The sequence below is a fragment of the Bacteroides fragilis NCTC 9343 genome (assembly GCF_000025985.1).
Lineage (GTDB): Bacteria > Bacteroidota > Bacteroidia > Bacteroidales > Bacteroidaceae > Bacteroides > Bacteroides fragilis.
The window spans coordinates 2,646,719-2,670,342 of record NC_003228.3; the positions used below are offsets into that span (position 1 = coordinate 2,646,719).

Annotated in this window: 16 protein-coding genes; 8 read left to right on the plus strand and 8 right to left on the minus strand. The window is 42.0% G+C overall.

Annotated features, from left to right (window positions below):
• Positions 1 to 9: 9 nt before the first annotated feature.
• On the minus strand, positions 10 to 1,389 hold the full coding sequence (locus tag BF9343_RS10665; protein WP_010992925.1) for an Mfa1 family fimbria major subunit: 1,380 nt from the start codon (positions 1,387 to 1,389) through the stop codon (positions 10 to 12).
• A 240-nt stretch (positions 1,390 to 1,629) separates the two neighbouring features.
• Between BF9343_RS10665 and BF9343_RS10670 the strand changes: the two genes are divergently transcribed.
• Both BF9343_RS10670 and BF9343_RS10675 read left to right on the plus strand, forming a co-directional pair.
• Entirely contained in the window at positions 1,630 to 2,586 is a 957-nt protein-coding gene (locus tag BF9343_RS10670; protein WP_005794164.1) for a hypothetical protein, read from the plus strand.
• Between the two features lie 179 nt (positions 2,587 to 2,765).
• Complete coding sequence (locus BF9343_RS10675) at positions 2,766 to 4,937, plus strand: fimbrial protein (RefSeq protein ID WP_010992927.1); 2,172 nt, start codon at positions 2,766 to 2,768, stop codon at positions 4,935 to 4,937.
• Between the two features lie 3 nt (positions 4,938 to 4,940).
• Here the strand turns inward: BF9343_RS10675 and BF9343_RS10680 are convergent, their stop codons facing one another.
• From BF9343_RS10680 to BF9343_RS10690, 3 genes are all read right to left on the minus strand, one after another.
• Positions 4,941 to 5,891, minus strand: a complete 951-nt coding sequence (locus tag BF9343_RS10680; protein WP_008660182.1) for a Dyp-type peroxidase — start codon at positions 5,889 to 5,891, stop codon at positions 4,941 to 4,943.
• A gap of 220 nt (positions 5,892 to 6,111) precedes the next feature.
• Positions 6,112 to 8,196, minus strand: coding sequence for a RagB/SusD family nutrient uptake outer membrane protein (locus BF9343_RS10685; protein WP_010992928.1), 2,085 nt, complete (start codon positions 8,194 to 8,196; stop codon positions 6,112 to 6,114).
• A gap of 16 nt (positions 8,197 to 8,212) precedes the next feature.
• A complete protein-coding gene (locus tag BF9343_RS10690; RefSeq protein WP_010992929.1) occupies positions 8,213 to 11,482 on the minus strand; it encodes a SusC/RagA family TonB-linked outer membrane protein in 3,270 nt (1,089 codons plus the stop codon).
• A gap of 336 nt (positions 11,483 to 11,818) precedes the next feature.
• On the opposite strand from BF9343_RS10690, the gene BF9343_RS10695 reads away from it, so the two are divergent.
• A complete protein-coding gene (locus BF9343_RS10695) occupies positions 11,819 to 12,307 on the plus strand; it encodes a PepSY-like domain-containing protein (protein WP_005787568.1) in 489 nt (162 codons plus the stop codon).
• A gap of 87 nt (positions 12,308 to 12,394) precedes the next feature.
• Here the strand turns inward: BF9343_RS10695 and BF9343_RS10700 are convergent, their stop codons facing one another.
• The 3 genes from BF9343_RS10700 to kdsB are packed head-to-tail and all read right to left on the minus strand — an operon-like array spanning position 12,395 to position 15,766.
• On the minus strand, positions 12,395 to 13,666 hold the full coding sequence (locus tag BF9343_RS10700) for a sialidase family protein (protein ID WP_032529426.1): 1,272 nt from the start codon (positions 13,664 to 13,666) through the stop codon (positions 12,395 to 12,397).
• Positions 13,638 to 14,939, minus strand: a complete 1,302-nt coding sequence (locus BF9343_RS22600) for a histidine phosphatase family protein (protein WP_010992932.1) — start codon at positions 14,937 to 14,939, stop codon at positions 13,638 to 13,640. The genes BF9343_RS10700 and BF9343_RS22600 overlap by 29 nt, the downstream gene beginning before the upstream one ends.
• Positions 14,936 to 15,766, minus strand: coding sequence for a 3-deoxy-manno-octulosonate cytidylyltransferase (kdsB, locus tag BF9343_RS10710; protein ID WP_005787574.1), 831 nt, complete (start codon positions 15,764 to 15,766; stop codon positions 14,936 to 14,938). The genes BF9343_RS22600 and kdsB overlap by 4 nt, the downstream gene beginning before the upstream one ends.
• A gap of 856 nt (positions 15,767 to 16,622) precedes the next feature.
• Here kdsB and BF9343_RS10715 point away from each other — a divergent pair.
• The 5 genes from BF9343_RS10715 to BF9343_RS10735 all read left to right on the plus strand — a co-directional run bounded on the left by BF9343_RS10715 (position 16,623) and on the right by BF9343_RS10735 (position 22,576).
• Positions 16,623 to 17,090: an HU family DNA-binding protein gene (locus tag BF9343_RS10715; RefSeq protein WP_005787578.1), complete on the plus strand. Its 468-nt coding sequence runs from the start codon at positions 16,623 to 16,625 to the stop codon at positions 17,088 to 17,090.
• Positions 17,091 to 17,300: 210 nt separating this feature from the next.
• A complete protein-coding gene (locus tag BF9343_RS10720) occupies positions 17,301 to 19,634 on the plus strand; it encodes a transglycosylase domain-containing protein (protein WP_008660187.1) in 2,334 nt (777 codons plus the stop codon).
• Positions 19,635 to 19,647: 13 nt separating this feature from the next.
• Complete coding sequence (locus tag BF9343_RS10725) at positions 19,648 to 20,016, plus strand: 2-amino-4-hydroxy-6-hydroxymethyldihydropteridine diphosphokinase (protein WP_005787582.1); 369 nt, start codon at positions 19,648 to 19,650, stop codon at positions 20,014 to 20,016.
• Between the two features lie 62 nt (positions 20,017 to 20,078).
• Positions 20,079 to 21,365 carry a M16 family metallopeptidase gene (locus BF9343_RS10730; protein WP_005794143.1) on the plus strand — a complete coding sequence of 429 codons (1,287 nt, stop codon included), beginning with the start codon at positions 20,079 to 20,081 and terminating at the stop codon, positions 21,363 to 21,365.
• 50 nt (positions 21,366 to 21,415) lie between these two features.
• Positions 21,416 to 22,576, plus strand: coding sequence for an MORN repeat-containing protein (locus BF9343_RS10735; protein ID WP_005787585.1), 1,161 nt, complete (start codon positions 21,416 to 21,418; stop codon positions 22,574 to 22,576).
• Between the two features lie 81 nt (positions 22,577 to 22,657).
• Here BF9343_RS10735 and BF9343_RS10740 read toward each other — a convergent pair whose 3' ends face one another.
• The gene (locus tag BF9343_RS10740) at positions 22,658 to 23,596 is read right to left on the minus strand and encodes a ribose-phosphate pyrophosphokinase (RefSeq protein WP_032561331.1); all 939 of its coding nucleotides are present in this window, start codon (positions 23,594 to 23,596) and stop codon (positions 22,658 to 22,660) included.
• Positions 23,597 to 23,624: the final 28 nt, after the last annotated feature.

Sequence of the window (23,624 nt, forward strand, 5' to 3'; positions counted from 1 at the left end):
ATTAGCTGGTTATAAATCGTGATCTTCTTCAATCACCTCCCAAGGGATAATCTGGATGTCGACCCCAATCCATGAATTAGGCTTGATTGGTTCTCCTCTGTCAAAATTGTCCGAAGGATTTCCCGGTGCTTGTATAGAATTGATGTTGATCTTGAAATATTGGTTTCTGTAGATATTATAAGGAGCCTGCGGTGTGACTGCGTCACCGTTAACAAAAATATGATAGTAACACAATCCGTTGCTATACGTATTCTCCGATAATAGGTAGATCCCATTGATAGATGGCATTTGCGGAGTATTCGCGGCACATAGCTCCGCAAACTTTTCTGCCGTAGGTCCATCTATAAAGTAATTGGCAACACCATCGGCAGTCCGCACGACAAAGAATGTTTTATCCACCGGTTTCGGATTGACGATGATTTCAAAATCAGCCGCAACTGTAGGGGGATTTTTTTTGGCAGATATGATGTTAGTGGGTGTAAATACCCCGCTGACACTGATAAAAGTTGCTGCATCCACATTGGATGTACCCGAAATATACTGGAATGCATTTTCCGTAGCATAAGAAAAAGAGGTAGGCACATCAGCCGAAGCATAAACGTTGATGGCATCTGTTCCCCTCGTAAAATCTTCTGCGGTATAATTAGCCCAATTATAGTCTTTGATGAGAGCGTCTCTGTTATCCTGAATAAAGTAGAATTTTTTATTCAGGTTTCTCCAGCCGAACTTCAGATCTGTCATCGTTCCGCCTCCGTTCACCACAAAGCTCTGTGATTGGAACACCGCCGCTTTTGCAGTGACGCGATTCACAGAAATGGTTATGTGATTGTTTTCGGCTTCACTTTTCTTCTCATATAAATCAGCAGCGGGCGTAAGGGTCGGATAAGCACTATTGAACATGACAAATCCATTTGTTTGATCCGCCAATTTTGTTATTTCTTGTGTGAAATCTTTATAGCTGAATGCACCCAATCCGTTAGAAGTAATATAGTTCACTATTTCTGCATTAAGGTTTACTCCCGCAAAAATATATTTATCCGTCTTTTTAGTGCTGATCGGTTGGCTGGTCATCCAGGTAGAACTCCCGGCTGGTTTCTGTGTGAGTGTACCTCCTGCGACCGTAAATTCAGCTACAGTAGGTGTATTGGGAGATTCTGCGTCATAAATAAACACATGTAAGGATTTCACAGTGTTTTCCGCTGCAATTCCCGGATCTGTAGATACTGCACGTGTCTTCGATGCGTGGGGAATGTTGATGGAAAAAGAGGCATATGCATCCGGGGCAATTACGTCCGGATTCCTGGACTGGTCAACCCAATCATTGTCATTGCTGCATGCAGCCATAGTCAATGCAACCAGTGTAGTCATAAAGATTTTACTTGTTTTCATTATCTTTTTATTTAGGTGGATATACTACATTTTTTTCAGATAACAAATATACCTTCCAGACAACAACGATTTGTGACTTTAAAAATGTATTTATAAACAAAAAGTGTCTATTGAAGCAATCCCTGCAAAAGAAAGCTCTGATAATGCAACGCACCGTCATCAAAGGGATTGTTCGTTTCGATAGGCGAAACAAAAGTTACAGATTACTTGTTTACAGATAAAAATATAAAAACAATGATTATGCGTAATATAAATACAGATTTAATAGATGCAATGAAAATATACTTACCCAAGGGGAATAATCTTGCAAATGCGCTGATGGATATTCTTTACCTTGGCAAAGAAGCTACTTACAGGCGGTTGCGGGGTGAAGTACCGTTCACTTTTGCCGAAGTTGCCACCATATCTCAACACATGGGCATCTCTCTTGATAAAATAGTAGGGGCCGATTTGAATGACAACGCTATTGTTAATCTGAATATGTTGCAATGCCAACGCCCTACGGAGACCTATTATTCTATTATCGATTCGTATATAAAGTTGTTCGGTCAATTGATTGAACGGGAAAGTTCGGAAAGAAGCACCTCTTCAAATACCGTTCCACAAACCCTGTATTTAAAGTATGAAGCCTTATCCAAATTCCAACTTTTCAAATGGATTTACCAGCATGAAAGTACATATGCAGGCAGACATTATGAAGATTTGGAGATTCCAGAAAAATTGATTGACAAGCAAAAAGAATTTGTAAATCTGTCTCAGCTATTCCAGTCAACCAATTATATATGGGATAAAGAGATATTTATCAGATTGGTCAATGAGGTCAAGTTTTTCTTAAATATCAATCTGATATCAGAAGACAGTGTAAAAAGAATAAAAAAGGAATTATTGATATTGCTGAATGAATTGGAAAAAATTTCAGCTCAGGGAAAATATTCATCCGGAAAAGATGTGAAAATATATATATCCGATATCAATTTTGAGTCTACATATAGTTATGTAGAAACAGATATTTACCATCAATGCCTGATAGGGGTCTTTTCCATTAATTCCATAACTTCGAAAGATGATTTTCTATTTCAGCACTTGAAGCTATGGATACAGTCATTAAAGAAGTATTCAACTTTGATTTCGCAGAGTGGCGAGGTTCAGCGAATCCATTTCTTTAACCGGCAACAAGAACTGGTGAAAAGTTTATGACGAAGTTTCGAAAATAGATACACGTCTTTACACACATTTCCGATTGTTGCATAATTGGACAATAAATTCATGTGAGATGTGATAATAGAAAAATCTTTGTTTACACCATTCATTAAACGCCACGGATTCTTTCCTGAAAAAGTCCATCTTTGTATCTGAGAAAATAAACCTAAGCCCTAATGAAAAAATTAATGGTAATTCTGATAACCGGCCTTTTATATATGTCGTGTACCGACAGTATGGAAGTGTCCGGAGATGCAGATAGAAATAATACAGAGGATGTATCGGTAAGGTTAGTGATAACCATACCGGCCTCCACTACATATGCCCGGACGCGAGGAACATTTGCGACGACCGATCATGAGTCTAAAATCAGTGAGATTCAAGTGTTAGTGTTTGAAGAAGGTAAATATAAGTACCGTGTACCCGGCATATCCATCAACAACACTTCATCCGCTGCTTCTTTTAAAGCTTTATTAAAATCAAGCAGTTCGCCTTTAAAATTACTCATATTGGCCAATGCTACCGATGCGGTAATAGCCAATGAGCCTTCGGTGGATGATAGCGAAGATTTGGTGAAAAAGAACATCAATCTCCGGTTCAACAATATCACTTCCGATTTTCCAATGTATGGGGAGTATGAATTGCCCGGAGGATTAGAAGCAACGGTTATAAATAATATTACCGGAATAAAGATGTTACGTTCCATTGCCCGGGTAGACGTGAAAGCTACGGAAGTGGCAAACTTTAAGCTGTCAGGGGTGAAAGCATATCGTGCCAATGACCACTTACAGATAATACCCGATGAAACTGGAGTCGTCAGGGTTACGCTTCCGAGCGTACCTGCCGGAAGTTCCGGAAATGTAAACAGTATCCTGTATCCTGTACCTACTGAGAACCTGAATGAATTTTCAGCCCAACTTTATTTGCCTGAAGCCGATTCACCAACTCCGGACAACCGGGTAAGTCAGGCAACCTGTATTGTTGTAGAGGGTTATTATGAAGGGAGTGATCAACCGGGTTACTACCGTATGGATTTTGATCCCGATAATGTTGAAAATGCTTTCGGGAAAGTACTTCGTAATCATAAGTACATATTCAATATAAAGAAGGTCTCAGGTCCGGGGTGGGGTAGTCCGGACGAAGCGGCGAATAATCGTTCCGCCCATATCGTAGCCGAAGTACAGGCTTGGGATGATTACACCATTGATATGAATTTTGATGGAGAACATCATTTTGGAGTGTCGACCCGGGAAATTGTTCTCAAGAACAAAGCAGGTTCCGCAGGCATTATCAACGTAAGTACCGATCTTCCAGACTATACCTTACAATGGGCCGATGCCGCAGGAACTCCCACAGGAACCGGAAGTCAGTCATTGGCAAATGAATACTTTACTGTAACAAAAGCTCAAAATGGAAGTCAGTTAGTGATTACGGCTCTGCAGAGTAATTCGACGAATGATACTAGCCGAATTCAAAATTTTGTCATCACAGCCCACCGTTGGCGTATTCTGGTGAATATTCAGCAAAAATATGATGTGGCCGCTTATCAGACAATTCATCTTCTAACGTTCAATGCCGGGTTGGGATATCTGGGAACGAACATTATTGGTTCCGGCAGTGCCGAAGCGCGTGCAACCGGTCTTCGAGGTATATTGAATAATCAAAATAATTTCGGTCCGACCGGAACTGTTGAATGTGGAGGTTATAATCTGATAGGTGTAAATGCCAACTATAATAACTTAACCGATGCTCTTTTTGCCTCTTTTGATGTTGTCTATGTCCATTATATGGGCAATCTGTTGTTCGGTACCTCGGATGCACAAAAAGCTCATAACTGGGTGAAATCGAAAAAGAATCGTGTATTGATTGTTTCTTATGATGCTCTGGATGTCAGCCAGAATTTATTAAAAGAGATATTGGGCGGGAATAACGGCATTTCTTTTTTAACGAGTAATACCGGTCCCTATCCTTTGGCAACTCCAGAGAATGGTAACAGCTACTTTAGCACTACCGGTCCTTTTACCAGTGCCCCATATACTCCTATCAATACCGACTTCTCTTTACGCAATTATGATGCTTATCATGGCGAAATACAGCTCAACACGGAAGCATCCAAAGGCATTACTCCTATATTGATGGGACCTGCGGGAGGTATTGTTTTAGGCATTGATTATTCAAGGAGAATCGTTTATTGGGGTGATACGGATATAGGTAGTTCGGCGTCCAGTTCGACGTCAACTACCGATAACCGTATAAACAATAATTCCGGGACCATTAATAATAATGCGTCCAAACTCATAGCTAATGTTTTTGCCTGGATAGTAGAAACTGTACTATATGGAGAGTAACTATTACTCTCCGAGTTTAGCAAGCAGATCGTATGAAGGTGCGAAAAACAGGGTTCCTGTTATCGGAGTGCTGAAGTCCAGTAAACGGTCGGTGTTTCCCACAGGGTCACCGATAAACATATTCTCCAACATTTTGTGGGTGGTGCTGAAGGTACTTGCATAGCCGATAAAATATGTTCCGTATTCTCCTTTCGAAGTATTGGCAAACGGCATATTGGCACGTACTATTTTCAAGTCGTCTCCAATATTAGTGACAGCGTTGTGTGCATTTTGCGGCTTTTCCTCGTCCGACAATTCCACATCATTGTATTTATGACGGCCGATTACCTTTTCCTGGGCTTCGACCGGAAGTGAATTCCATGTAGTCATGTCGTGAATGTATTTTTGTACGAAGACGTAACTGCCACCGATAAAGTCCGGGTCCTCGTCACCTATCACCGCAAAATGATAGGGATTCTCATCTACTGCCGGATTTTCGGTACCGTCCACAAAACCGATGATTGCTTTTCCATCCATATACCTGAATCCATGAGTTTCATCGATTGAATCTACAACCCCTTTCAGCTTTTCGTCGATAATGGAGGCAAACTCAAAGCAGAGTCCCATCTGTTTTGCCCGGATGTGTAGAAGAATATCACCGGGGGTTGAAACCGCAATATATTTAGCTCCTTTAATTGTTTCAAAAGTCTTTAATTCCTTAGGATTGCCCTGCTCTGGAAAAAGTTGTTTCCAAGCATCAGCTCCGAATCCGATCGTACAACTGAATTGCATTTCGGGAAATCGGTTACGCATACTGCGTATCAGTGCGGAAAAGTTAGCACATAGATCTTTTACTTGTTTTATAGTGTTATCCGATTGTTTCAGCCCGTAGACAATGAAGATAGCGTTTTCGCCTTGTTTTCCAGTTACATCTTGTGGAATATTTCCACCGAATAATTCTTGATGTGAATTCATAATTTCTTATATTTTTTTAAGTTGTTGTTTATGGTAGTCGGTCAGATTTGATTTTATCATTCCGTTTATTGTCTTCTTTATACATTATATAACTTAAAAAACATAAGATAAGTTCACTCGGAGATTTGTTTTTGTTCACCACAGGATACACTGGCAAATTTGCTTTGTGTAAACTCTGTGGTGAACTTATCATATTACGTTTTTTATACGTTTAGCGGTATCATTCAAGCGCTTTGCCTGTGCCGGCAGGCCAATATGGATTTTGATACATCATAGATGTATTGATATCCTCCGGATTGGTGGCCGACAATTGCAAGTCCTGTAAGCCGAGTGGTTCCAGATAATAAGCTTTTTTCCAGGTATATCCGTCATAAAGCTGATTATTGGTTTGTGTCCTACGCAATGGCCGTACGTATTTCCCGTCCGATTTTGGCGACATGTTGGCAGACGTGCTGCCATCAGCTACCACCGCGGATTTTTCATTGCCGTCTTTATCTACGGTTGTGTAAAGTTTATAGGCTTCATCCCAAAAGTTAATGCCCTCCACAATATATGGCTCCGTAAATAGCCGGTCCCAAGAGCGCCATCTTTTCAGGTCATCCCAGCGCATGCCTTCGGCAATAAATTCGCAGCGACGTTCGCGACGTATGTTGTAAAGTGTAGCGTCCACCATCCGGTCTCCTGAGTAAACTCCCAGATCGTCTTCGCGCCCCAGATCCGTGCGGGCGATTGTCTTCTGATAGTCTTCATCGACACCGGCACGTCTGCGTATGGCTTTCCAATATTCCTGTGCCTTGCTGTCCAGCGTACCATTCTTCTCATAACAAGCCTCTATGTAGTTAAGATATGCTTCGGAAGCACGGAAAATAGGACAGGCATTGGTCCCCAGCAGTTCGTCCGACTTACTTTGTTCGTCATCATACGGATAGAACTTACGGGAACGATAACCGGTGATATCACGTGTCTGTTCCTGATCACTGATTACAGTAGATTTTACCCAAGGTACCGGTACCGGAGTTGTCACAGTGTTTCCCGCCTGATCCTTATTGTAATTTTTCACTGTATCCGCTCTTTCATCTGTCATCCAGGCATCTTTTTCTCCCCATACAAACAATTGCAAGCGCTCGTCGCGGTCTTTCTTTTCGTCAGACACCGTTCTGTCATCAATAGTACTATTACTTGCATAAATAGGCAGACCGTCTTTCATCAGGAATGTTTTGATCAACGAACGTGTCAGTCCGGTACGATCTCCGTTTTTAAGGCGGGCCCCCACACAATGCGACACGGTAAGTGACAGGTTATACTGTTTCCACAACAGTACTTCTTCCACATTCGAAAGATCCGGTTGACTGAACATTTCAAAATAAGGATTCCATCCATAAAGTGTATTGTATGGAGGATTCATTACATGCGAGTTCTCTGCCAATTGAACATGGTCTGCAACAGCTACCGCTGCCTGCATTGCCTCGGTCAGGAAGAAGTTTATTTCGCCAGCAATATCGAATGTTTTTCCACTGTTATAACTCATGGCGGCTCCGGGCCATGTGGGATCGCCGGGTACGCGTCCCGTTCCCTGATGATATTTTTCAAAAGTTGCTTCAAACAGTGCAACTCTTGATTTCAGCACTAATGCAGCCTGTTTGTTGATGCGTTGGTTATTCTGAAAACCACGTTCCTTCAGTCGACTGACAGCTTCGTCAAGATCTTTTAGGATGAAACGTGCCACTTCATTGCGCGGGGCACGCTGACTTTTTTTGATCAGTGTTTCCGAATCATCCGGCAATACTTCGGTAATGATGGGATAATCACCGAAACGTACCAATGCGTTATAATATGCCAACGCACGGAAAAAATAGGCTTCTCCGATGTATTGCTTTAACAGTTCTGCATCTCCGGGGATTGTACCTTCTTTTTCTTTAGGTAATACTTTCTCAAAAAGATAATTCCATACCCGAATACGATTCAGAGGTTCCTGAATATTCTTCCCTTCGGGTACTTGCTTATTTCCCGCAAAATAATCCAGGTTTCCGTCATCACTCAATAAATTGTCAGTGTTCGCATCATTTCGTACCACTCCGGAGTTCCATGCTCTTTGGTGATACATTTTAGTCGTATTTGAGTTTTCAAGGTAGTCATCGTAATAATTGATAACATAGCTTCCCACTTGATCTACAGTGTTGAAGTAATCTTCCGGAGTGATGTCACTGATGGGCGAACGATCCAGAAAATCATTACACGAAGTCAGTGCCAATCCGCCCATTCCGATTAATGAGCAGAAATAAATATGTTTCAGTTTTATTTTCATAATTTGTCTGGTAAAATTAGAAGTTAACATTTAAGCCGATAGAAATCGTTCTTTGCAAGGGATAGAGCTTACCGTCTCCCCAGTCGCTACCCAATAATTCCGGATCAAATACTCCGCTGATTCCCGAAAAGGTAACCAGATTGTCTCCGGACACATAAACACGCACCGATTCCATTGCCGCTTTTCGAGTCCATGTTTTAGGCAGAGTATAACCTATCTGAGCATTCTTCAGGCGGCAATATGCAGCATTCTGAAGATATCCGCTTTGTACTTTCTGGTTTTTATCCGTATTAAAATAGGGTTTGGGGTAATAAGCATTGGTGTTTGCACCGAGTGGATCGCCTTCAGGACGCCAATAATCCATATGTTCTTTGAATGCAGTCGATTGCCACAATCCTCCATTGGCCCCCCAGAAGTATGGCCCGTCCAACCAATAATCCCTTTTCATTACCCCTTGCAGGAACACCGAAAAGTCGAATCCTTTCCATGCCCCGGTCAACGTCAAACCGAAATTATATCTTGGGGTGTTGTTACCGATTATTGTCAGGTCACCATGATCTTCCAAAGTATTCGAACCATTGTTGACACCTTCTTTTCCATCAAGATTGGCATACATAACGTCACCGGCTCCCCAGTTCGTCCCCCAGTTTGGGGTACCTCCATTGGCCAAGTGTGCATTCATTTCTTCCTGGGTTTGTGCAATACCGACCGTTTTGTATCCCCAGATGTCACCCAATATTTGTCCATTATAGTATACATCCGAAGAGAGTGAGTTCGTAGGATTCGGATATCTCAATATTTTACGCTTCCCGTCAGATAAAACAAATCGTGCACTATAATCAAATTCACTGATGCGATCTCTCCATGAAAGTTCCAACTCCCAACCGTATGACTTCATATCACAGTTGTTCACTTGGGGAGGTAGGGCCCCTAACACGGGAGGTAATATAGGAGCCGGACCGATCATATCGTATGTATAACGGTTATAATAGCCGACCGATCCTGTCAGACGGTTATCGAGTAAACCGAAATCCAAACCAATGTCCCATGATTCAATGGTTTCCCAGGTCATCAGTGAATTGACGATACCCGGAAGTTGGGCAGTGTTTTGCTTTTTACTGTCGATCAACCATCCCGAATTGGCAGATCCCGTAATCATATTCTGGTAAAACGGATACCAGGCATTGGCCTTATCCGTGTTGTTGTTACCAAGCTGCCCCCAAGAACCTCTTAACTTCAAAGTGCCGATAACACCGGCCAATGGACGGAAGAAGTCTTCGCGTGCAATATTCCATCCGGCGGAGAATGACGGAAACAACCCCCAGCGCTTATCGCCAACAAATCGTGAAGAACCGTCATAACGCAGATTGGCTTCTAACATATACCGTTCTTTATAGTTGTAGTTCACACGCCCGAAGAAACCGGCAATTGCTCTTTCACGTGCCCATGCATTTGCTTTCTGATTGTCCTGTGTCAATCCTAAAGAAGGGACATTCGAGCTGATCAGGTCGGTTCCAAACCCGGTCATTCCGCTTGGCCGGAAGAGTTCGGCATTGAAACCGCCCATCACTTTAAAATAATGATTACCGATTGTTTTTGCATAGTCACTATAAATGTTTCCGGAGAAATAATCTTCATCTTCACGTTCGTCCTGAACCTCCGAATACCCTGCTGCTCCACCGTTCCATGACAATAAATAAGGTTTATTGTTTACGTCATATCCATAGATCGGTAATACAGCCCAGTGTTGTTTTCGCGTATACGTACGCATGCTTCCTTCTACTACGATTCGCCAGTCTTTAACGGGCTCGAAGATGGCTTGCAGCTGATTGGTATACCAATTTCTTTGACTGGTTTGTACGCCTCCCTCTTCCAATTGGATGATTTCCATGTTGGGCATATAATGGCCGTTTGGATCCATTGGAGCGCAAGTGGGCCAGCGACGGGCAATGTTATGAAAAAACGCACCTGTCATGTAGGTGGGACGGTCATAATCCTCACGGGTCCATTTGCTTGTATAGTTCAATGTGACCCATTCCGCAGGTTTTGCCGAAATTTTGGCGTTCATCGTATAGCGGTTGAAGTTATCTTCGCCATGCCTGATAAGGCCGTTCTGATTCAGGAAGCTGCCACTGATCATATAGGTCAGTTTCTCAGTTCCTCCACTGATACTCAGGTTGTGTTCCGTAGAAGGCGTCCAGCTCTTATAGAACTCTTTGAACCAGTCTGTATTGGCAAAAGATCCTGCATAGCTTTTCCATTTGCCGTCCGGTCCGGCCTCCACTCCATAATATTCGGGAGTAGAAGGGTCGGTAAATTTTCCGTTTTGGAAGTCCAGGATATTTTGCAATGCTTTTTCATCAAAGGTAGGAGATTCTCCACCATTGGTCGAAGCCCGGTTAAAGTATTGTGCAAAAGTGTAAGAATCCACCATATCGGGCAACTGAATAGCATCTGAGAAACGCACATTACCCGAATAGTTTACACGGGTTTTACCACTCTTGCCACTCTTCGTAGTAATCAGGATGACTCCGAATGCCGCACGTGCACCATAGATTGATGAAGAGGCTGCGTCTTTCAGTACAGATACCGATTCAATATCGTTTGGGTTAACAGTGTTCATGTCTCCTTCGATTCCGTCGATCAATACCAGCGGACTGCTACTCGATCCGTCACTTATCGTACCCGCTCCACGGATATTCACGTTTAGTTTGCCATCCAACGTGCCACCGCTACTTCCTACAGACATATTTAGTCCGGGAATAACCCCTTGTAATGCTTGTGACACATTTTGTACGGGACGTGATTCCAGAACGTCTGCATTGACCATGCTTACAGATCCGGTAACGTTTACTTTCTTTTGTGAGCCGTAACCCACTACTACCACTTCGTCCAATTGTTTTGAATCTTCCTGCATAGTGATATGGAGTTCCTTTCCGGTCACTTCCATGATAATGGTTTTATAACCGATAAATGAAAACTCAAGGAGAGCTTTTGGGGGAGTGTCAATTGAGAATTTTCCATCCAGGTCAGTGATGGTTCCGGTATTGGTGCCCTGCACTTTTACGGAAACTCCAATAAGAGGCTCACCCGTGTTGTCGATGATAACACCGGTGGTCTTCACTGTTTGCTGTTGTATACTTGCAGTCTCTTGTGTTTTGTAAGTATCGGCTTTTGCTTGTACGGGCAGCACGCAGCACAGTAATAAAGTTGCGGCTGCTGTTTTCAGGCAGTGTTTTTCCCATACTCTTGTAAACCTTAAGGATAGGTTACTTTTTTTCGTCATAAATAAAATAGGTTTGAGTTAAACATGTTTTTCAGTTTTCTACTTCTTTTACTACTCCATTCTTGCTTCCGAATCGGAGTCTAGTTAGTTTTTACTTCTTCTACTTTTTCATAATTTTTCTTTTAGGTGATACAATTATTGGGTTTCTCTGAAAAGAAACTAATGGATGAAATAGACAAAGATTATGCCAGCTGTGAAAGAATCGTATGAGCCGCTAATGAAGTATAATTTGGGGATAAGCATGTGGAATTTGCCACATGTTTGTGGAATAATTCCACAAACAAAATACTCCTCTTATTGTTACTTATCAAACTTGAAATTAAAAAGAACCTCATTATGAAAAAGCTTAAATTTAATTTGTTGACAGGATTGCTGTTGCTGATTTCCGTCTCTGTTTTTGCAGCCGGCTTTCCACCTCCCGATAAAGTACAGGAGACCTTTCAGAAAATGTATCCCAAAGTTACTACAGTTGATTGGCAACGAAAGGGAGACTATCACATTGCCGATATCAGGGTGGACGGACGGGAATTAAACGTCTGGTTTAGTGATAAGGGCAAATGGTTGATGACGGAGGTAGATGTCGAAACTCTGGAGGCTGTTCCTGCCGCTGTGGCAAAGGCCTTTATGCAAAGTACGATGGCATCTATGCAGCTGGAAGATGTAAGAATCATCACTTTCCCTAAGCAGCCGGCGGTAATTGTGATAGAAGTGGAAGAGTATAATACAGACACTGAGTTTCAGTTGTTTTATGCTCCGGACGGCAAACTGTTGCAGACCCTTAACGTGAGCGATACCGGAGGAGAGATTTACCCGGGATTGTTTTAGGCAAAGTTTGTGGAGATGATGTCGGGTATTATGCCTCTGTCGATTTTTAGATATGATCCGTAACAATATCGGTTAATCAGTCATGAATCAATATATAAGCTGACGAAAGTTACTCACGATATGATGAGTTATCATGTTATTATATTGAGGGTTGAGTGCATGTTCATCGGCTGATCGGCAGACAATATGCAAATCATCTCCTTTGATTACCGCTGAAGGATAATTTCTTGAATATAATTCATTTGTAGAGCAAGCCACCATTCCGGCAAAACACCAGTCTACGCAATTCCTTGAAAAATGAAGTTGCAACCGGTGTCGTTCATTATTAGGTAATCCATATCTCTTTATATTTGATAAAGAGCTGACACGTCTCATAGAGTCTGTGGCCTGATTGGACACTAACCAATAAAATCTTGTCAGTTCATCATATATGATAAAGAATTTCAGATGTCCGCCGGGAAATGGGATATATGAAATCTTTTGTCCGGAAGGGGTGTGCTCCAATGAGGGAATCATACTTTGGTCGTCTTGTATTTCTATTTTAAAGAGGTGTGCATAATTGACACCTCCTGTATGGGCTCTTAGAAAAAGATGAAAAACTTCTTTCAAATCAGTATGCCAAATATGGTCTTTATCTACAAATTTAACTACATTTGCTTCAAGCCAGCCTAGGGGAGCATTGTTGATACCTGTCGCTATTTCCTTGGGCTTATTGGTTTCACAATCATAAAACGGAATGCCGAAAAAATCCAATTTGGCTCCATCAAACACTTCCTTATAAATAAATTTTTCAGATCTGCTCCATGAAGATGCAAGGCAAAGATTGTCCTCGACACAAGCCCGAAACAGCGTAGGGGATAATCCGGCTACGTCCCATCCTGTCACTTCGTTCAATCGGCAACGTTGCTCCATGGCTAAATATACATTCCCATTGGAAAAAAGGACATTGCAGGCTGAAGAATGCCACTTTTCTCCGTGGGTGAGGAAATAGGTGTCAGACCAGCTTTCACCATTATCTTCCGATTTCATGATACAAATATCCCCGGCATGCCCGATCAGGTAGATGCTGTTACCTATTGTGAACAGACGTGCATGCCAAAACGGGAAATTTTGAACGAAAGTCCATTTCTGTCCATTATCATCAGAAATGAATATTTTCCCTTGTCCAAATCTGCTTCCACCAGCTCTGGATGACTTATGGCCCTCTATACTTTTTACACCTTCTCCTCCTAAATCGAAAGAAACTATTAAACGTCCCGTTGGTGTGACAATAATGGAAGGCGTATAACAAAAAATCTTTGATGCGTCAGGAGAGGTGTAAATCGTATTTTCAGTAGTGGCTATCTGCATATAGTTCATAAGGCTTGACATTCCAGGCAGAGCAAGTCCAGAATGAATCACCATCGTTTTTATCAAAAATACAAAGTCCTCCCGGAGCCACTTTTATTTTATGCTCTTGGGCGAACTTCTCAAAATCTCCCGTCAAATAGGGAGCAAAGCGTATAATCCCATTAGAAGTGACAAGTAAAGTTGTCTGATGAGGTATCACAGTCTTCTCTGCGAAATCCAGCCAAGTATGAATGATTTGGTCCGGATCTACTTTCCATCCATCAGGTACAACTGCATTTTTATCCCAATCTTCAATTATTTTTTTCCCTTTTTCGATATTTCCATTTCCTAAACGTAACCTCACTTCTTCTTCCGTTTTATTTTCGTCAACACCATAGTCGATCTCGACAAAAGCGTTTAATGGAGAAATATCTGAATCCAGACCGATGGTCTGAACAGCTAACCGGGCTGTCTGCATGGTACGCAAAAGTGGAGCCGCATAGATTACGTCAGGGATCATATCATGTTCTTTTAAATATCTTCCAATACTTCTTCCCTTAAATTCTTCGACTAATGGTAGATCGGTTTTTGCTCCGACTCTTGTCGGAGTTTCTTCCGGGCGAAACGTATTCCCATGACGGGCTATGATAAGTCTGGTTCTCATTGGTTCTATTTGTTTAAAAGTGGTACAAATTCGTTTATATTCAGGCAATAAATATTGAAGGGTTTTGCTTCTTTCCTCAATATAATATGGAGGTATATAACGTTTCCTGTTTTTCGCTCGCCTCCTGGCTTCTTCTTCCGGGATAAAAATAAAATTAAAGTGAACTTCGTATCCCTCAGACAATAACAGATTAAATAAATCAATGTGTTGGGAGAGCGCAGACGAATGATCGAATATAATCAAATACTTATTTTCTATAGCTCTCTTAAGTAATTCATAACCGGCGATCCTTGCAGAAAGCTCCCATCTTTTGAATGCTTCTTCCGCATGGTTGACCTCTTCTCTAATATAGGGTAAACGCTCGTTTTCCATGATTGCATCAAATCCAATATAGATTGCACTTGAATTTTCAGGCATAGCAAGCAGTTTTTTGCAAAAAGTCGATTTGCCTGCCCCCGGAACTCCACTGACATTTATTAAAGCTGGTATTTCCCGGGGAATTCCTTTTTGCAAATATTCATCAATGATTTCCTCGTACACGGCAGCAATTTCCTCCTTATCAACTCCGTCAGGTATCGTCTCTTTTATATTACTGTAAGAATAACCGGTTATGCTGATCGCTATATCTTCCATTTTCATTCCGGTGAAAGATTGAATTCTCCAAATTCGGCGATTATTTTTTCAGCTCTTTCGATATCTTCCGGTGAATCAACTCCGGACATGGATTTACGGTTTCTATAGTCTACATCTATCATTTTTACAGGTATCCTGTTATGTAAAAATCTCATTTGCTCTAATCCTTCAGGAAGCTCATAAGGAGAAGCTTCTACTTCAAAATATTTTTTGAGCGCGTCGTAAGTATACGAATAAAGTCCGATATGACGTCTGACAGGAGATTTATCAAGAATTTTTCTGACCTTTTCTTCATTTCTTATCACGGGAATCATAGCTTTACTGAATGCAAGCGCGTATCCAAATTTATCGACTTCAACCGTTGTCCCGCTATATGGTGTGATTTTCTTTGATTCTTTCATCCGGTCATACTCTTCCCAAGATAAATGAAGGCTGGGAGTGAAGACCTGTCCTTCCTTATCATTTTTCCAAGCTTCAATCAACTGTTCTATAAACCAGGGTGGGCATAACGGATTGTCTCCTTGCAGATTGACTATAAAATCCGGTTTCTCAGCAATTTTGGTTGTGACATCCCAGCATCTTTCTGTTCCACTTTTGCAGTTCTCGGAAGTCATCATTACAGCTATATTATTCTCCTTGCAGAAATTAACGATTTTTTCGTGGTCTGTTGCGACGATGTAATTGCATCCTTCTACCTTATTACAAACATAGTTGGCAATCTCTGCAACGCGCAAAACCATTTCTTTTCCTGCTATTTTCACTAAGGGCTTCTCCGGCAAACGGGTTGACGCAAACCTTGAAGGTATAATAATTAAAATCTTATTTTTCTTCATACTATAATTGTTTATGATATTAAAAACTATTTTGATTTAACAAAAGTGTTTATCAGTTGACAATATTCCCTCTTTTTCTATGCATTAAGTATGATAGCTCAATGCTATTGAAAGATTAACATAATGGGACATCGTACAAGCTTAACCGATAAAAGTTGCAAGTTATGGAAAATCTTTCAGATGACAAAGAACGTGAGCAAAAACATTCTTTTCGTCCTATATTTAAACACATCTGTTGGTTGGAAGCCAAATTTCCGGCATGGAGGATCGATAGGCTGAATTGTGGATTCTTTTAGAAATAGAGGACAGGCCTTGTGGCACTGATTCCGGCAAAACGATTTTGAACAGACCCGGCAGAATCTCTATGACTTCAGATAAGAACTTATTTCTTTAATATAATAATGTATCTTCCCGGATACTACGTTCTACTCTTAATGACTCTTCCGAAAGCTTGTATCCGAGAGGGGTGTAGCCCTACCATTACTTAGGTATAGCTATCCGGTCATTAGGGTTACACCCTTTGCTCCGGATAGCTACACCCATACAAGATATATAGTTAAGCTCACATACCATACAAATATTAAGATCATAGGAATAGATCTTGTGCTCCCTTTACAGAACTTTCCCGTAGCAAGATGTTTGTCTAGTTTGTATCAGTTTGTGGGAAACAGGAGTGTTTCGAAACACACATTCTGTATATTCCTCATGATCAGTCATTTATGATTTTTCTGGAAAAACATGCTCCGGAAGGCCCTTTTTGTTTGGCAGTCTCTGCGTAAAAGCGGACATTTGCATTGTTGATCAACAAAACGAGAGTAAAAAAATGAAATTTAAATCTTAAAAAAAGAAACGTAGTATGAGTGTAATTTTTAAAACAGTAAAGCGCCCGTCAGATCCGCGCGTTGAGAATTCTCCCAAAAGGTATTATCCGCAACTTATCACACTGGGAAGGTCGGTTGACTTAAAGTTTATTGCACAAAAGATTCAGGACCGTTCGTCACTTTCGGTAGGTGATATTAAGAGTACGATTCAGAATTTTGTAGAGAAACTGAAAGAGCAGTTGCTGGAAGGCAAAGCGGTAAATATCGAGGGATTGGGTGTATTTATGTTGGCTGCCAAATCGAAAGGCTCCGAAAAACAAGAGGACATCACTGCTAAAAGCGTGGATAGTGTGCGTATCTATTTTCAGGCTAATAAAGAACTGAAAATTACTAAAACAGCTACCCGTGCAGGTGAGAAGCTGGACCTGATCAGTCTGGATGATTATCTGAAAGGGGCGGCCGATGGAGGAAACGGAGATATCGTGGATGACCCCACAGCCTAAATCAATCGATAGGCTGGCTGTGGCGCCGCAGCCAACGGACGGATAAAGGGCATGAGTGTATGGCTTCCGGTTGGTTCCTCAATAAACGGGAACGACCGGAAGCCTTTTTTGCTTCGCTTAGACTTTTTTGTGTGCAAACATGGAAAAGAACGCTTGTCAGATGGACGGGAATGATTATCTTTGCAACTTCGAATAAAACTACGGAATAAAATGATTAAAAAGATAGTAAAAGGCCTTTGGGTTTTCTTTGCACTGATGGTGCTGGCAGGAATTGCAGTGTTTGCCTCTATCGCTTACGGATGGATTGGATATATGCCTCCTGTAGAAGAACTGGAAAACCCGAATTACAAATTTGCCACCGAAATTCTTTCGGAGGATGGCAAGGTTTTGGGTACGTGGTCGCTTAGTAAGGAAAATCGTGTATACACCTCTTATAATGAACTTTCACCTAACATTGTCAATGCGTTGATCGCCACGGAGGACGTTCGCTTTACCGAACATTCGGGTATCGACGCCAAAGCGCTGATACGTGCTGTGGTAAAGCGTGGATTGCTGATGCAGAAAAATGCAGGTGGAGGTAGTACGCTTTCACAACAGCTCGCCAAGCAATTGTTTACGGACGAAGTTGCCAGAAATACGTTGCAGCGCCTGTTTCAGAAGCCGATAGAGTGGGTGATTGCCGTAAAACTGGAACGTTATTATACAAAGGAAGAAATTTTGAGTATGTATCTCAATAAATTTGACTTCCTGAATAATGCAGTAGGAATTAAAACGGCTTCATATACCTATTTCGGATGCGAACCCAAAGATCTGAAAATAGAACAGGCTGCTACGCTGATCGGTATGTGTAAAAACCCTTCGCTTTACAATCCGGTGCGCTTCAACGAGCGTTCGCGCGGACGACGGAATACAGTGCTAGATCAAATGAGAAAGGCCGGATATATCACAGCGGAAGAGTGTGATTCGTTGCAGAATCTGCCGTTGGAATTGGTATATCACCGGGTGGATCACAAAGAAGGATTGGCAACTTATTTCCGCGAATATCTACGTGGTGTGATGACTGCTCCTAAACCGGTCCGCAGCAATTATCGTGGCTGGCAAATGCAGAAATTTTATGAAGATTCGATCGACTGGGAAATGAATCCATTGTATGGTTGGTGTGAGAAGAATAAGAAAAAGGACGGTTCAAACTATAACATTTATACGGATGGACTGAAAATTTATACAACTATCAACTCACACATGCAGCGCTATGCCGAGGAAGCAGTGGAAGAACATGTTGGGGAGTACTTGCAACCTTTGTTTTTCAAAGAGAAGAAAGGACGCAAAAAGGCACCATACAGTAATCAGCTGACTCAAGAGGAAATTGACCGCATCCTGGACAGGGCTGTGAAACAGACTTCCCGTTATCAAACGATGAAGGAAGCCGGCATTTCGGAAGCGGAAATCAAAAAAGCATTCAATAAGCCGGAATCTATGTCGGTGTTCACTTGGCATGGTGTGAAAGACACTATAATGTCCCCAATGGACTCTATCCGATATTATAAGCACTTCCTGCGTGCAGGATTTATGTCGATGGACCCCATAAACGGGCAAGTAAAGGCATATGTAGGTGGTCCGAACTACACTTATTTTCAATATGACATGGCAATGGTGGGACGTCGTCAAGTGGGATCTACCATTAAACCGTATCTGTATGCATTGGCTATGGAAAACGGATTCTCACCTTGTGACGAGACACGTAATGTAGAAATCACTCTAATTGATGAAAATGGAAAACCTTGGTCACCCAAAAACACTTCAAAAGGACATTATGGTGAAATGGTGACTTTGAAATGGGGACTTGCAAACTCAAATAACTGGATTTCGGCATACTTGATGAGTAAACTGAATCCGTATGCTTTGGCACGTTTGATTCACTCTTTCGGCGTACGCAATAAAGAAATTCAACCTACAGTCTCTCTCTGCCTCGGTCCGTGTGAGATTTCGGTGGGAGAGATGGTAAGTGCATATACGGCATTTGCCAATAAGGGAATCCGGGTGGCTCCATTGTTTGTGACTAAAATAGAGGATAGCGAAGGCAATGTATTGGCTACCTTCTCGCCACAGATGGAAGAGGTGATCAGTGCATCGAGTGCTTATAAGATGTTGGTAATGTTGCGTGCCGTAATCAATGAAGGTACAGGAGGACGTGTCCGCAGGTATGGAATAACTGCCGATATGGGTGGTAAGACCGGAACGACTAACCGCAACTCGGACGGATGGTTCATGGGATTCACCCCTTCACTGGTATCCGGATGCTGGGTAGGCGGTGAAGAACGTGATATCCATTTCGATACAATGACTTATGGTCAGGGGGCTTCTCTGGCATTGCCTATCTGGACAAAATATATGCATAAGGTGTATGCCGACCAGACATTGGGATATGATCCGAAAGAGACTTTTAAATTGCCTGACGGATTTGACCCGTGCAAAGACTTCAGTATTTCGGGAGATAGCATTATAGATGAACCGGAATCAGGGTTGGACGATTTGTTTAATTAATGTAATGTGAGCGATGCACTCCTGTCTGATTTGTATAGGAAGCAATTATAACCGGAAGGAGAATCTCCTTCTGGCTCGTAGGAGACTGACGGCTCTGTTCCCCTCTATCCGTTTTACGGGTGAGCAGGAGACAAGGCCGTTATTCTTTCGTAACCCGGCACTATTCTCTAACCAAATGGCCCGTTTCTATACCGATGCAGATGCTGAACGGGTAGTGAAGGAGTTGAAAACAATCGAAAGAGAGGCCGGCAGGGAGCAGGAAGATAAAAAGAAAGAAAAGGTATGCCTGGATATTGATCTGCTTGTTTTTGATGACCGGATCTTGAGGCCGGAAGATCTGCAAAGAGAATATGTTCGCAAAGGACTTGAAGAATTGAAGTAGCCCTCTCGGGCTCACAACTAAATATAAGAATATATGAGTTTTTTACAGAAAAATAGTTTATTATGAACCGGACACTACAACCCGAAATTCAGGAACTGGTCCAATTTAATATTCTTCCTCCGGTGCGTACTGTCATGCCGAATGGAGTGCCGTTGACAATTATCAACGCAGGTGAACAGGATGTGGTACGTGTCGATATTTTGTTTGGAGGCGGACGATGGCAACAATCACAAAAACTGCAGGCATTATTTGCCAATCGCATGTTACGTGAAGGATCCCGAAAATATACAGCGGCGGAGATAGCCGAAAAGTTGGATTATTATGGAGCATGGCTTGAATTGTCCAGTTCGGCGGAATATGCATATATCACACTGTATTCGTTAAATAAGTATTTTGCCGAAACGCTCGATGTACTCGAATCGATCATAAAAGAACCTCTCTTCCCGGAAAAAGAACTGGGTACGGTAATAGATGCCAATATTCAGCAATATCAGGTAAATGCATCAAAAGTAGATTTTCTGGCACATAGAAGTTTATTGAGAGCACTTTACGGAGAGGAGCATCCGTGTGGACGCTATGTGGAAGAAATGGACTATCATCATATCACTCCGGCTTTATTACGCGAGTTTTATGATACATATTATCATTCGGGAAATTGCTATGTTTACCTTTCCGGTAAAGTGACGGACGAGATTACCCACCGTATAGAAGCCGCTTTCGGTACGACACATTTTGGAAATCATCAGCAAGTGGCGGTCAAGAAAGATTTTACATTTGTTAGCATACCCGAGAAACGCCTTTTCATAGAGAGAGAAGATGCGATGCAGAGTGCAGTAAAGCTGGGTACAACTACTATTATGAGGACACATCCGGACTATCTGAAACTCCGGGTACTGATCACTCTGTTCGGAGGATATTTTGGAAGCAGACTGATGTCTAATATCCGGGAAGAGAAAGGGTACACGTATGGGATTTCGGCCGGAATCATGTTTTATCCGGGCAGCGGTTTGCTGGGTATCAGTACAGAAACAGCTAATGAATATGTAGAACCTCTGATACAGGAAGTCTACAAAGAGATTGATAAGTTGCAGAATGACAAAGTAACTCCGGAAGAACTGGCCATGGTGCGCAACTATATGCTTGGAGAAATGTGCCGTAATTATGAGTCGCCTTTCTCACTGGCAGATGCCTGGATGTTTATTCTGACATCAGGTCTGGACGATGATTATTTTGCCCGTTCGCTACAAGCTGTGAAAGAGGTTACCCCGGAAGAAATACGGGAGTTGGCAGGCCGCTATTTGTGTAAAGAGAGTTTAAAAGAGGTCATTGCAGGTAAAAAGTTAGCATAAAAATCTGTCAAAAGAAAGTAGCTTTAGTGTATAAATTGTATATTTGCCAAATGAAAACAACAAGATACATCTATACAGCACTCATTTTAGCGGCTCTTTCGCAAGGGAATGCTGTCGCACAAAATAAAGGTGGATTCTTCAGCAAAGTGCGGGACACCTTCTCAACAGAAATCAAGATAGGAAATTACACGTTTAAAGATGGTTCCGTATATACCGGAGAAATGAAAGGGCGTAAGCCAAATGGTAAAGGAAAAACCGTTTTTAAGAATGGCGACGTTTACGAAGGGGAATACGTGAAAGGTAAAAGAGAAGGATTCGGAGTTTACACCTTTCCGGATGGCGAACGATATGAAGGACAATGGTATCAAGACCAGCAGCATGGTAACGGAATCTACTATTTTATGAATAATAACCGTTACGACGGTATGTGGTTTCAAGATTATCAGCATGGTCCGGGTACGATGTATTACCACAATGGAGATATCTATGTGGGGGATTGGGTGAACGATAAACGTGAAGGTAAAGGTACCTATACCTGGAGAGACGGTTCCAAATACGTCGGTGACTGGAAAAATGATAAGAAAGATGGTAAAGGCGTATTGGTATGGAACGATGGGTGTAAATATGATGGCGACTGGAAGAACGACGTTCGTGAGGGCAAAGGGACCTTTGAATATACCAACGGTGAAAAATACGTAGGAGACTGGAAAGATGATCTGCAACACGGAAAAGGTATTTTCTTTTTAGGGGGTGACCGCTATGAAGGTTCATATCTACAAGGAGAACGAACCGGTCCGGGTATCTATTATCATGCCAATGGAGATAAATATGTAGGGAACTTTAAAGACGGTATGCAGGACGGTGAAGGTACATTTACCTGGGCTAACGGTGCTGTATATGAAGGTGAATGGAAAGATAATAAACGTAACGGACACGGGATTTACAAATGGAGTAATGGAGACGTGTACGAAGGAGAATGGAAGAATAACCAGCCAAACGGCAAAGGCACTCTTACTTTGACGAACGGAACCAAATATAAAGGTGGTTTTGTAAATGGAATGCAGGAAGGTAATGGTGTGGAGGAAGATAAAAACGGGAATCGCTATGAGGGCTTTTTCAAACAAGGTAAAAAGAATGGCCCGTTTGTAGAAACAGATAAAAACGGAAAAGTGATTCGTAAAGGCACCTATAAATTCGGACGACTGGAATAATTAAAATAGAAATTAATAAATAAAAAAACGTAGAACTTTTCAGTTCTACGTTTTTTTTATTGTCTTTGATTCTTCTATCTTTTAGATAATGTATTGTGAGCTGATGGATTCATTGTTCATCACACGTTTGATTGTTTCGGCAAACATATCGGCAATGCTCAACTGTTTTACTTTGGCACATTTCTTAGAGTAAGGAATACTGTCGGTAAATACCATCTCGGTCAGTCCTGATTCCTGAACACGGAATGAAGCCGGATCGGACATTACACAGTGACTGGCAATGGCACGTACAGAGTTGGCGCCGGCTTCAAGCATGATGTTGGCAGCTTTGGTAATGGTTCCGGCTGTATCGACAATGTCGTCTATCAATACTACATTCTTGCCTTTTACATCACCAATGATCTGCATAGAAGCGACTTCATTTGCTTTTTCACGTGATTTGTTACAAAGTACCAGAGGTACACCCAGATATTTGGAGAATGTACTTGCTCTCTTTGAACCACCAACGTCAGGAGTTGCAATCACGAGTTCATCCAGCTTCAATGACTGAATATAGGGGAGGAACACAGCCGAAGCATATAAGTGATCCACCGGAATATTGAAGAAGCCCTGAATCTGGTCTGCGTGCAAATCCATTGTGATCAGACGGTCGATGCCTGCTACTGAAAGCAGGTCTGCTACCAGCTTGGCGCCGATAGAAACACGTGGTTTATCTTTTCTGTCCTGACGTGCCCATCCGAAGTAAGGGATAACTGCAACAACGCTCTTTGCAGAAGCTCTCTTAGCTGCATCAATCATCAGAAGGAGTTCCATCAGATTGTCGGAATTAGGGAAAGTGGACTGAACCAGGAATACATGTGCGCCACGAATTGACTCTTCATAAGAAACGGCAAACTCACCATCAGCAAAGTGGGTGATGTTCATGTTTCCCAGAGGACAATTGAGGCTTGCGCAGATTTTTTCTGCCAGGTATCTCGAATTAGTTCCCGAGAATACCATAAAGGGTGCTTTTTCGCTCATTGTGTGTAATAGTTGTTACCTATTGGTT